This window comes from Sorangium sp. So ce296 (assembly GCF_051529605.1).
Classification (GTDB): domain Bacteria; phylum Myxococcota_A; class Polyangia; order Polyangiales; family Polyangiaceae; genus Sorangium; species Sorangium cellulosum_D.
The window spans coordinates 3872457-3885145 of record NZ_CP150325.1 but is presented as its reverse complement, the minus strand read 5'-3'; the positions used below and the strand labels follow the sequence as shown (position 1 = coordinate 3885145).

General features: G+C 74.3%; 6 protein-coding genes. All 6 read left to right on the top strand.

Annotation, left to right across the window (positions count from 1 at the left end):
* Positions 1-490 precede the first annotated feature (490 nt).
* The 6 genes from WME98_RS14565 to WME98_RS14540 all read left to right on the top strand — a co-directional run bounded on the left by WME98_RS14565 (position 491) and on the right by WME98_RS14540 (position 12443).
* The gene (locus tag WME98_RS14565) at positions 491-2263 is read left to right on the top strand and encodes a S53 family peptidase (RefSeq protein WP_437951850.1); all 1773 of its coding nucleotides are present in this window, start codon (positions 491-493) and stop codon (positions 2261-2263) included.
* Positions 2264-2336: 73 nt separating this feature from the next.
* Entirely contained in the window at positions 2337-5924 is a 3588-nt protein-coding gene (locus tag WME98_RS14560) for a poly-gamma-glutamate biosynthesis protein PgsC/CapC (protein WP_437951849.1), read from the top strand.
* Entirely contained in the window at positions 5921-8686 is a 2766-nt protein-coding gene (locus WME98_RS14555; protein WP_437951848.1) for a hypothetical protein, read from the top strand. The genes WME98_RS14560 and WME98_RS14555 overlap by 4 nt, the downstream gene beginning before the upstream one ends.
* A gap of 483 nt (positions 8687-9169) precedes the next feature.
* Positions 9170-10279, top strand: coding sequence for a PEGA domain-containing protein (locus tag WME98_RS14550; RefSeq protein WP_437951847.1), 1110 nt, complete (start codon positions 9170-9172; stop codon positions 10277-10279).
* 104 nt (positions 10280-10383) lie between these two features.
* Complete coding sequence (locus tag WME98_RS14545) at positions 10384-11232, top strand: formylglycine-generating enzyme family protein (RefSeq protein WP_437951846.1); 849 nt, start codon at positions 10384-10386, stop codon at positions 11230-11232.
* Between the two features lie 743 nt (positions 11233-11975).
* Positions 11976-12443: an RNA polymerase sigma factor gene (locus tag WME98_RS14540; RefSeq protein WP_437951845.1), complete on the top strand. Its 468-nt coding sequence runs from the start codon at positions 11976-11978 to the stop codon at positions 12441-12443.
* Positions 12444-12689: the final 246 nt, after the last annotated feature.

The following is a 12689-nucleotide window of genomic DNA, read 5'->3' as shown; positions in this document are numbered from 1 at the left end:
CGGTAGGTCTTCGCCATACTCGCTGAAGAACGCAGCGCGAAAGGGGGCGCCGGACGCCCGGGCTGCCCGAGCGTCGCATCGTGGTCGCATCGATACAATTGTCTACCGAGGTCCGCTGCGCCAAATGCATCTGCGCTTCGAGAAGCAGGACGCCCCCTAGGGCGCGCCGGGGCGCCCCGCGCGCGGCGCGCCCGTGCCCATGCGCGGCGCGGCGCGCCCGTGCCCATGCGCGGCGCGGCGCTCCGACCGCGCCGCCGCGCCGCGGCGCAGCGGCGGATCTGTTCGAGACAAGGTGCGATGTGGTGCTCCGCACCCTCCGCCGAGGCGCGTTGTGTTGCGGGCGGCGCCCGTGTGATGCGACGTCGGCGCGCGCTGAAGATTGGGCTGGATCGGCCTGTCGGAAGGGGTTTGAATCGCTCTGGGTATGCGCCGCACTTCACCCTCTCTCCGGGCCGCTCCTGTCCTCGGGTTGTTCGTTCTGGCAAGCAGCGTGGCCTTCTCGGCCTCGAGCTGTGGCTGCGAGTCGGACGTGCAGGTCTTCGATTCATCGGGCGGCGGCGGCGCGGGCGGCGGCGGCGCGGGCGGCGCGGGCGGCGCGACCGGCGGCGGCGGGGCCGAGGCCGGGAGCGGCGGCGGGGGCGCGGCGGAAGGCGGCGGCGGGGCCGGCGGGGAGGGCGGGGTCGCGCTGCCGGACGAGCTGCCCGACTTCACCGAGGAAGAGCTCGAGCCGACCGAGGCCACGGACGGCATCCCGGCCCCCCTGCCGGGCGTGTACACGGACAAGGGCACGGCCGGCGGCGACGAGATCGTCCGCGCGCTGATGGGCTTCCCGATCCGCAACGCGGGGCTCCTCGACAAGGCGATCGAGGAGATCTACGACCCCGAGGGCCCGCGGTTCCGGCAGTACTTCACCCCGGAGGCGCTCATCGCGGCGCACGCGCCGCGGGAGCTCGACGTGCACCTCGTGAAGCTCTGGCTGGAGGAGCAGGGGCTCACGGTGAACTTCACGGCCACGAACCGGCTGCTGATCCAGTTCACCGGCACGGTGGCGCAGTTCAACGAGGCCTTCAAGACCGAGCTCCGGGTCTTCGAGCGCGAGAACCCGCAGGCGGGCAATCCCCCGTTCGACGTCTACGGCACCCTCGGCGAGCTCACCGTGCCGACGTGGGTGTCCGCTCGCACGACGGGCATCATCACGGCGGATCTCGCGGCGAGCGCCAAGCCGCTGCCGGCCGAGGGCGGCAGCATCGCGCCGGATCCGCCGGACGACGTCGAGGATGGGATGACCCTCGCGAAGATCGCGGCCGCGTACGATCTCGACGACCTCTACGAGCTCGGGTTCCGGGGCCAGGGCGTGAAGCTCGGGGTCACGGTCGGCGCCACCTTCAAGTACAGGGATCTCCAGTCGTTCTGGCGGGCGCTCGGCGTGCAGCGGGCGAACCCGGAGGTCGTCGCGACGATGGAGCCGATCGCGACGCGCTACCTGGAGTCGACGCTCGACGTCCAGTGGTCGGGGGGCCTCGCGCCGGAGGCGGAGCTCGTCGTGTACCAGGGGCCCGACGCGCGCAACACGTCGATGGTCTACACGTTCAACGAGGCGATCGCGCGCGGCGAGGTGTCGGTCATCACCGACTCGTTCGCCCACCGCGAGGACTCCGAGCCGCCGGCCGTGCGGCTCCAGTACCACAACGCGGCGCGCATGGCCGCGGCGCTCGGGATCACCGTCGTCGCGGCGACCGGCGACTCGGCGCAGACCGACACGCCGTCGGCGAGCCCGTACGTGACCGGCGTCGGCGGGACGTCGCTCTGGCTCACCAGGAACGGCGAGGTCGAGAGCGAGGTCGCCTGGCCGCGCTCCGGCTCCGGCCCGACGCTCTCGTTCCCGATCCCCTCGTGGCAGGTCGGGGTCGTGGAGGGCTCCGACGGCAAGCGCGCGGTCGCCGACGTCGCCATGCACGCCGCGGTCTCGCCGGCCGCGTACTGGGTCTACTACCTCGGCGAGTGGCAGCGCTACGGCGGGACGTCGTTCTCCGCGCCGGCGTTCGCGGGGCTCATCGCCGTGGTGAACAGCTACCGCGAGGCGCAGGGGCTGCCGCGCGTCGGGTTCCTCAACTCGATCCTCTACACGACGCCCGACGTGCAGGCGACGTTCCGCGATATCGTGAGCGGCGAGACGGAGTTCTTTGCCGCGGGGCCCGGCTGGGACTACCCGACGGGCTGGGGCGCGCCGAGCGCGATCGGCCTCGCCACCACGCTCCCGTAGCGGCGCTCCCCGCCCGACCGGGCGGCGCCGCGCGAAGGCCCGACCCGCCCGCCGCCGCCCCGCCGCCCGCCGCATGCTCGACAACCTGCCGCTCTTCCCACCGAACGGGCTCGATCGGAGCCTCCACACCGCGGTCCTGATCGGGCTCGTCTTCGGGACGTTCTTCACCGAGACGCTCGGCTGGACGTACGCGGGGCTCGTCGTGCCCGGCTACCTCGCGACGGTGTTCTTCGCGGCACCGGTCACCGCGGTGTTCATCATCGCGGAGTCGGTCGTGACGTACCTGTTCGTCGCGCTGATCGGCCGCTGGATCACCCGGACGGGCGCCTGGTCGACGGCGTTCGGGCGCGAGCGGTTCTACCTGTTCATCGTCGGCGCGGTGATCGTGCGGCTCTTCGTCGAGGGCTTCGTCGTGCCCGAGGTGTCGGCGCGGTACGACTTCGTGCACTCGCGGGAGCTCTACAGCATCGGGCTCGTGCTCGTGCCGCTCATCGCGAACGCCTTCTGGAACAGCGGCTTCGTGCGTGCGGCGCCGCGGCTCGCGGTCGTCACGACGCTGACGGCGCTCGTGCTCGGCGTGCTGCTCCGGACGACGAACCTCTCGGTCTCGCGCTTCCAGGTCCTCAACGAGAGCCTGTCGCTCGAGTTCCTCGAGTTGCCGAAGGCCCACATCATCCTGGTCATCGGCGCGCTGCTCGGCGCCCGCAACAACGTCCGCTACGGGTGGGACTACAACGGCATCCTCGTGCCCGGCCTGCTCGCCGTCGCCTGGTACGAGCCGACGAAGCTGCTCACGACGACGATCGAGGCGCTCGTCGTCTACTACCTCTCGCGCTGGATCACCTCGGTCCGCCCCTTCTCCCGGATGCTGCTCGTGGGGCCGAGGCGCATGATCTTCGTGTACGTGCTCGGCTTCATCGTGAAGATGGCGATCGGCTTCGCCATGGTGCGGTTCGCGCCGGGGCTGCAGATGATCGACTACTTCGGGTTCGGCTACCTGCTCCCGAGCCTGCTCGCCGTGAAGATGTGGAACAAGGAGCACGTCGGCATCGTGATCATGCCGACGATCCAGGTGTCGCTCACGGCGTTCCTGGTCGGCAACGGGGTCGGCTACGCGCTCGTCGCGCTCGGCTGGGGCAGCGCGCCGCCGCCGCCCGCGGCCGAGGTCCGCCCGCCGCCGCGCGTCGAGAGCGCCGCGCTGTCGCTCGTGCTGGCCGACACGACGCCGCGCCCCGGGCCGCGCCCGAGGGCGGCCGCGATCGCCGCCGACATCGAGTCGCGGCGGGTCGCGCACCGGCTCGCGCGCAGCGTGCTGCGCGACGGCCGGCCGGCGGACGAGATCCTCGGCGTGGCGGAGCGCGCGCGGCTCTTCGTCGGGCGCGCGGGCGACGGCGAGCGGCCGTGGTACCTCCTCGGCGCCCGGTTCGACGATCCCGAGGACGCGCCGAGCGCGCCGCGGGCGGCGATCCGGAGGCGCGCCGGCCGGGGGCCGGGGTCGCCGGAGTGGGTGGTGCTGGCGGCGCCCGCCGAGGTCGGCTCGGCGCTGCCGGCGGTGGCGCTCCGGGTCGCGGAGCTGCTCGACGCCGCTGGGGTCGTGCTGCTGTCGCGCCACGGCGCGATCCGGCGGCACGACGAGGCGTTCGCGGCCTCGATGATCGAGGCGCTGGAGAGCCCGCAGGTGCTGATCGTCGAGCCGGGCGGCGGCGACGCGCCGGAGCTCAGCGTGGTGGGCACGCCGGCGGGGCTGCCGGTGGTGTCGATCGGCGAGGGGCTCGGCGCCGAGACGGCGATGACGTTCCGCCCGGCGGCCGAGCAGGCGACGCTCCTCGCCGACGCGCCGCGCCTGCGGGTGCCGCGCCACGTCGCCGAGGCGGTCGGCGCGCGCGTGCTCGGCGCGCCGGAGGTCGTGCGCTGGAGCGGGACGCTCGAGGAGGAGCTCTCGAAGCGGATGGTGTCCCTGACGGAGGTCCAGCCGGGCCGGTTCCGCCCGCCGTCGATCGAGGAGCTGCGGCTGTTCGACAGCGTCGTGGCGCCGCGGCTGATCGCGGCGGCGACGCGCGCCGGCGGCGCCGCCGGCGCGCCGCCGCCGACCGCGTGGGAGCGGGCGATCCTCGGGCGCCTCGGCTTCCGCGAGGTGCGCATCGGCGGGACCGACGCCGCGCCCGCGGCGTGGGGCATCGCCGAGCCCGGGCCGGAGGAGGGCGGCCCGGAGCGCCGCGGGAACCCGGCGTGGCTCGTGCTCGCGAACGCGCCCGCGCCGCCGCCGGCCGCGCGCGGGGGGGACCCCGCCGGCCCTGCGCCGTCGATCGGCGGCATCCTGCCCGTCTCGCCCTCGCCGGAGGCGGTGAGGACGGCGCTCACGGGCGCGATGCTGGTCGAGGTGCCCGCGCCGCGCTGGCAGATCGGGGCGTTCGGCGCGGGGCTCGCGCTCGCCGAGGCGCTGTCGGCGCAGTCGCTGCTGCTCGCGGGGGCGGTGCCCACGGCGGAGCCGAGCGGGGCCGCCGACGTGCGGCGCGCCGAGGGGCTGCGCAGCTTCTTCCAGCGGGCGCACGAGGTCTGGGTCGGCGACGGCGGCAACGCGCTGTCGGTCCAGGCGATCGAGGCGGACCGGAGCTACGAGCGCGACGCGGTGATCTCGTTCGGGTACGAGGTCGTGCGGCCGGAGCACGTGCCCACGTTCGCGGGGCCGCTGCTGGAGACGCTGCGCGATCTGGAGCTGCGCGTGGGGATCTTCGACGGCACGCGCGAGCAGGTGCCGTTCAGCGGCGCGACGGACATGGCGATGGCCTACGCGAAGCGGTTCGCCGAGGGGCGGTTCGCGATCGTGTACCTGGGCAGCGCGATCCGTCGCTTCTTCGAGCTCCGGCGCTTCGCGGCGCCGGGGCAGGGGGAGACGCGCCTCGAGGCGCGGCTCACGCGGCTCGGCGTGGCGCCCGTGCCGCTCGACGTGGCCGCGCGCGCGCAGGCGCTCGCGACGTGCGCGGGGAGCTCGGGCGCGGGCGCAAGCGGGGACGACGCGTGCCCGACGCGGGGCGTGACCGAGGGGTGCGATCTCTCTGCTGCCATGGAAGCTTTCCGTCGTTACGCGACCGAGCGGAACCCGTACTACCTGCGGGCGCATTTCTCGGCGCTGGCGGCTGGGCCGGGGGGCGGGTCCGGGCCATCCGCGCAGGGGAATGCGCCGGCGCTGGCGCCGCAAGGCGTGGCGGCGGCGCGGGGCGTGGCGGCGGCGGCGGCGCGGGGCGTGGCGGCGGCGGCGGCGCGGGGGGGTGGCGCGGCGGCGCGAGCCGGTGCGGCGCCGCCGCCGCGGGTCGAGGCGCGGTGCCATGTGGAGCTCGGGCGCGACGTGATCACGGGGCGACCGTGGGTCATCGCGGCCCGGCCGGGGGAGGCGCAGCTGCTGCCGATCGACGGCGCGCTCGTCGCGGTCCCGGGCGCCGCCGTGCCCGGCGGCGTGCGGCTGCGGCGCGCGGTCACCATCGGCACGAGCGCGCTCCGGACCGAGGCGGGCTCGCCGGGCGGCGGGGCGGCTCCGGGGGCGCCCGCGTCCGGCTCGTCGGTGCCTGCGTCCGGGTCGGCGACGCCTGCGTCCGGGTCGTCGACGCCTGCGTCCGGGTCGTCGACGCCCAGCGCGGCCCCGCGGCAGGAGGCGACCCCGTGACCGCCCCGGCGAAGCACCGCGCGCCGGCGGGCCACACCGCGCCAGCGCCGCCGCGCCCCGCGCGTCCGCCGCTCCGGGCGCGCTCGGCGACCGGGGGCTTCCGCGCGCACGTGAGCGCGCCGCGCAAGGCGCTGAACCCGCGATGGCTCATCGCGATGGCGCTGCTCGGGGTGACGGCGTTCGCGCTCTCGATGCTGCCGGGCGCGCCGCCGCTGGGCACCTCGCTGCCGGCCGAGGACGAGATCCTCGCCTACCACATCGAGCCGGAGCGGGACCTCGCGATCAAGATCCCGGCCGAGATCGACGCGGTCGAGGTGACGACCTGGGCGGCCGTGAAGGCCGACGTCTGCGACTCGGCGAGGCGCTATCCCTACGGCTTCGTCGCGGCGTTCGTGAACGAGCGGGGCAAGGAGGTCGCGCGGCACGTGTACGACCTGGAGAGCCGGGTCAGCTGCGATCCGGACCGACCGCTCGGCGAGGGCGAGTACGCGGCGCGGCTCGCGAGCGGCGCGGGCGCGGTGACGGATCCGCGCTCGACGCTGCTCATCACGCACGACGTGCTCCCGCAGGGCGGGCAGGTGCGGCTCCGGGCGAAGCCCGCCGTGGACACCGACGGCAGGCCGCTCGACCTCACGATCCTGTCGCGGCTCGAGGGGCGCTACCAGCGCAGCGAGGCGTCGCGCGCGCTCTACGAGCAGAGCCTCGACGCCGAGGAGCGGCGGCAGATGGGGCGCCGGGTATCGGCGCTCGGCTTCGCCGACCTGCCCGAGCCGTCGCGCAAGGAGCTGCTCCGGGGCTGGGCGCGGCGGCTCGAGGCCGGGGGCCGCGAGGGGATCGACTACGAGATGTCGCGGCTCCTCTTGCGGCGGTTCCGGATGCCGTTCCCGCGCGCCGAGGGGCGCGGCGCGTCCGAGTTCGTGATCGGCGAGCGCCACGCGGCGGCGCTGAACTTCCGCGGCCCGCTGTCGCTCGACATCGAGGGCCCGCCGGGCCGCACCGTGCGCGTCGCGGACGGCGCGAGCGCGCCCGCGAGCGTCGAGCTCGGCCCGCTCGGGCGGGCGACGGTGCGGCTGTCGCGGGAGGACATCCGGACGGTGGTGATCGACGGGGTCGGCCCGGATTTCGGCGTGCGGTTCGGCGCGCCGGAGGCGCAGGCGATGCAGCAGATCGGCGAGATCGTGCACCCGGCGATGCCCCCGCCCGCGGTCGCGGCGGCGCCTTCCGCGGCGGCGGAGGCTGCTGGCGCGGCGGCGGAGGCTGCTGGCGCGGCGGCGGAGGCTGCTGGAGCGGCGGCCGACCCGGCGACGGACGCCCCCGGCGCGGCGCGGGCCGCGCCGTTGCGGCTCCAGACGCCCCCGGACGTGCGCCTGGTGCGCTACCTGGCGCTGGATCCGAGCGATCCGGTCATCGCGCGGATGGCGCCCGGGCAGGAGCTCCTCGGGCTCTTGATCCGGACCGAGATCGAGGCGAGCGGCGGCGCGAACCAGGGCGACGCGACGGTGGTGGCGCGGTGGGGGCCGGGTCCGACCGAGCGCGCGGAGCTCAAGGTGACGCTCCCGCGCTCGCGCTTCGAGTGGTGGACCGACGGGTTCGACGCGTCCGAGCCGCGGCTCGCGATCCTCCGTCCGCCGGAGGGGGTCGAGCGCATCGAGATCACGGGGGACGCGAGGACGCACGTGCGGCTGCGCGCGATCGAGCCTGGCGTGAACGAGACGCTGTACCGGCTGCCGTACCGGGTCACGCTGGCCGAGGACGAGACGTGGCGCTACGCGCCGTTCGACGTGAGCACGTGGACCGACGTCCGCGCGGCCAACCTCGACGAGCTGGAGCGGAAGGAGCGCTTCTCGGATCTGCGCGAGCAGGTGCGGATCGAGCGGTCCGGGGAGGGCGCCAAGTCGGACGCGGATCGCCCGGAGCGGATCCTGCTCCCGGAGCATGCGCCGGTGCGTCGGCGGCTCTTGATGCCGGCGTGGCAGTCGGCGGGGGAGGCGTCGCCGGGCGACGCGTGGACGCCGCTCTTGGTGGCGAAGGACGTGCGCGTGGACGGGGAGGGGGCGCGGGCGGGCCGGCTGTCGGTCATCTACCGGGCCGCGCGCGTGTCGTTAGGCAAGGAGGTCGCGGTGCGCGTGGACGGCGAGGTGGCGCTGAGGGAGCCGATCGTGGCGCTGTCGGGCGCGCTGCGCGTGGCGGCGCCTGCGGGCACGCGGCGGGTCGAGATCGAGGGGCTCGGCGGCGCGGGGGTGGCGTACACGGACGCGCCGCCGGCGAACGGCGGGGCGATCGTGCGCCGGCGCGACGTGTTCGAGCTGACGCGGGCGCGGCCGATGACGTACCGGTTCAAGCAGGCGGCGGGCGAGACGCTGCACCTCGTGCTGTTCGTGGTGACGCCCGGGGAGAACGCGGACTACCGCATCCGCTACCGGATCGAGGGGGCGAAGCCTGGGTCGCGGGAGGCGGCGTTCTTCCGGCGGGTGACGATCCCGGACGGCGTGCTGGCGGGCCGTGGCGGGGATCTGACGCGGGCGACGCTGTGGGAGGCGGCGACGGAGGAGCGCGGCAAGGACGGGGTGGGGCGCGGGGTGATCCGGCTGGGGGACGATCTCGCGCCGGGGGAGCGGGTGGTGCGGCTATCGCTGCTCGGCCCGCAGGCGGGCGACGCGGGGGAGCCGGCGAAGGCGGTGTGGGTGGGGGCGGTGCTGGTCGGGCAGCGCGCGCCGGGGCGGGACAACGGGCCGCGGCTGTGGGTGGAGGACGATCCGTGACGGGGGCGCCGCGGCGCTGGCGCTGGTGGGCGATGCGCACCTTTGTTGATGCGGGGGTCTTGAGCGTCGCGGCGCGAGGTACGGGCAAGCATGCAGAGCGCGCTCTCTCGGTCTCGACGATGAAGGCGAAAGTTCGTCGTCAGTGCGTTGTTGAAGCTGGAGGTGCTGCCGAAGCCGCTCTGCTCGCGCCGCGCGGAAGAGGCCGAATCCCACGAGACCTTCTTCTCCGCGGTCCGCGACTGGGCACCGCTTTCGGCCGAGCTCTCGGCGCACGCGTTCGCTCTGGCCTCGCAGCATGGCCTGGCTGGGATGGACGCATTGCACGTCGCGGCGGCGCTCACGCTCGGCGCCGAAGAGATGGTCACGACGAGCTCTTCGCGTCGAGCGAAGCCTCGCTGGATCTTGCCAGGTTGGTCGTCCGTCAGGTTTTGTTGTAGGGTCTCCCCGCGCGGCCGCGGGGTCGCCGCAGCGGAACGAGCACACATGGCGGAAACGACAACGCGCCCGCTCGGGAGAGGCCACCTCGAGGCGCCGAGGTTCCAGATCGCCGACACCCGCCGTGGCGCGGGGCTCGCGCCGGGCAGGAGGGCTGTCGTCGGGCTCGCGTCGGCCGCGGCGGTCCTGCTCTGCGGCGCGGCGGCGCGCGCGCAGGAGCCGGCGCGCGACCCGGTGGCCGCCGAGGCGCTCTTCAAGGCCGCCCGCGCGCTTGTCGACAAGGGCGATTACGCGGCGGGGTGCCCGAAGTTCGAGGCGAGCCTCGCGCTCAACCCCTCGGCGAGCACCATGATCAACATCGCGCGATGCCACGAGCGCGAAGGCAAGCTCGCGACCGCGTGGCACGATTACAATCGAGCCCTGGTCCTGAACCGCGAGACGGCGGGGGAGCAGCGGAAGCGGAGCCTCGAGCAGATCGCGCAGAAGGAGATCGCGGCCCTCGAGCCGCGCGTACCGAAGCTCCGCATCGTGGTCGAGGGCGCGCCCGCGGGCGTCGAGGTGCAGCGCGACGGCACGGCGCTCCCGGCGGCCGCGCTGGGCGAGCCGCTGCCGATCGATCCTGGCCCGCACGAGATCCGCGCGAGCGCCCCCGGGCACGAGACGGAGACCCGCGCGATCACGATGGCGGAGGGTCAGACGGAGACGGTCGAGCTCACGCTGCGACCGGCGGCCGCCGCCGGGGCAGGGGCTGGAGCCGGGACGGCGCCTGCGAAGGCGGACGAGGCGCCGGGCGGCGGCGGCGTCCCGGCGTGGGCCTGGGTCTCGGGGGCGGCCGGCATCGCGCTCGTGGGCGCGTCGGTCGGGTTTCTGATCGACGATCTGTCGGCGATCGGCGCATTGCGCGACAACTGCCGCGAGGTCCCGGGCGGGACGTACTGCAATCCCGGCTATGACTTCGCGGCCGACAATGCGCGCAAGAACCGCGATGTCGGGCTGTTCGTCGGCCTCGGCGGCGCGGGGCTCGTCGCGCTGGGCGTGGCGGTGTACGGGATTGTCGGGGCGGGCGGCGAGAAGGAGCCAGCGCGAGCGCAGGGAGCCGTCGCGCTGCCGTGGATCGCGCCGTCCGGCGCGGGCGCCAGCATCTCCGGGAGCTTCTGATGCGCACAGGGGAGAGCGTGCGAATGCATTTTCATAGGCCGCTCGCCGCGGTCGCGATCTCGCTGATCGCCGGGGGCGCGTGTATCCCTGACGTGGAGCCCAACGTGTTTGTCTTGTCGCGCTGCGACCAGGTCGCGCCCACCTGTGGTCCGACGGTCGATGAGAGCTGCTGTGCGGAGGAAGAGGTGGTGGGCGGCCAGTTCAACCGCCTGAACGACGCGAGCTATCCGGCCACGGTGGCCGATTTCCACCTCGATCGCTTCGAGGTGACGGTGGGGCGGTTTCGGCAGTTCGTCGAGGGATATCCGGCGACGAAGCCGAAGGCGGGCGCGGGCGCGCACCCGCTCATCGAGGGCAGCGGCTGGGATCCGGCGTGGGACGCGAGCTTGCCCGCGGGCAAGGACGAGCTGCGGGCCTCGCTGCAATGCGATTCCAACTTCCGGACGTGGACCGACGAGCCCACCGGCAACGAGGCGGCGCCCATCAACTGCGTGAGCTGGTATCTCGCGTTCGCGTTCTGCGCCTGGGATGAGGGCCGGCTGCCCACCGAGGCGGAGTGGAACTACGCCGCCGTCGCGGGGAACCAGCACCGCGCGTATCCGTGGGGCGACGAGGCCCCGAGCGAGGAGCTGGCCGTGTACGGCTGCGAGACCACGACGACGGTGTGCCCGATACCGCCCGTCGGGTCCAAGTCCCCGGCGGGCGATGGGGTGTGGGGTCAGGCGGATCTGGCGGGGAGCCTGTTCGAGTGGGTCCTCGACTACCACGCCGATCTCGCGCTGACCGGGAGCTGCGTCAACTGCGCGGCCCTGAGCGACGGAGGCTTCGGGAGAGGCTCCCGCGGAGGGGCGTTCTCCCATGGCGAGGAGACGCTCAGCCCGACGTACCGCATCGGCGAGCTGCCGGAGAGGACGTTGTCCTTTTACGGTATGCGCTGCGCGCGGGGCGAGTAGTGGGCTGACGCACCCCTGCCGGTACATCGGACAGGGCCAGCAGGCAGCCCGGCCGCCCCATCCTTCGGGGCTGAGATCGCCGGATGGGCGCGCCTGTGGCAGTTGAGACTCAGGAACATCGGTGAACCGAGCGCTGCCCGCTTGGGAGGCGGTCGAACCGGCCGCCGGTAAGCGGCATCGGGTGGTGTCCTAAATTGCCCTGTTTTGTCCTAGTTTGACTCCGGACCTCGCGTGAGTGGCTAGGCTCGGCCGCAAGTAGTGCAGCCCGCGGGTGCTGGAACACCCCGGGCTGCGTGGCCGAACCCCGTTCCACCGAGGTCCGACGATGCAGTTGTACCTGATCCCGCCCGACGGCGGGCAAGGCGGACGTGCGCCCGTGCGCCGCCCACGCCTCACACTTACACCCACACAGAGCAATCGCTTCCGGGCGACCCTTCGGAACCTGCGCGCCGCGTACGGCACCTGGGACTGCCTGGCCGGCGTCATGGGCGTCGCGCGGAGCACCCTGCGCAACATCGTGAAGGGCCGCGACGGCGGGTCGCGCGCGATGGCCGTGCGCGCCTCGAAGGCGGCCGGCATCCCATGGAGCAGCTCCTCGGCGGGCTCGTCGCGGCGGACCGCTGCCCGACGTGCGGGAGGGAGCGGTGAGGAAACCGCGGAAGGGGGCTCGACGCCCGCCTGCCGCGCGACATCCCCGGAAGAAGCCGAGCATCGAGGCGATCAGCGCCGAGCGCTCGGTCATCATGGCGGTTATCGTCGCCAGCGGCGTGCCCGCTCGCGACCGGCCCGACGTCTTCCAGAACGTCGTCATGGGCGCGTGGCGCTCGATCAAGCGAGGGCTCTACCGCCCGGCGCCCTGGGACACCCCTCGGAAGGCCCTGCGCGGCTACCTCTACTCGGTCGCGCGGCACCTATCCATGCACTACGTCAACAGCGCGTGGGCGCGCCGCGCCGTGCTTGACCCGCAGCCGCTCGGCAGGTTGCGCGGCACGTCGGGCCGGACCATCCATGCCCAGATGGAGGCGCGGGAGACGCTGCGCGCACTCGACGAGCTGAAGGATTGGCAGCGCGAGGCGCTGCTCGCCGTGGACCAGCCCTCGTCGCTCGTCGCGTACGCCAAGGCGCGCGGGATGAGCCCGGGGACGGCGGCGTCGCGGCTCAGGATCGCCCGGGAAGCGCTCGCCTTGCGGCTCCGACGGTGGCGCCGATGAGCTTCCGCGACCCGAAGCGCCGGGTGAGCCTCACGCTTCCCGGCCGACCGGTCACGCGCTCCGTCTCGCCCGACGCTGTCGAGCGCTACCTCAGCGCGCGCGGCTACCGTGGGGTGCGTTCGGCTCAACCCGGATGGCCCCGCGACGTTGCTCTGGTGTGGCTCCCGCCCGCCGGGCCGGACTGCACCGACCGCTACGTCGAGGGACCGCAGGTCCGCTCCCATCACCTAGAAGAGGCCGTCAGGG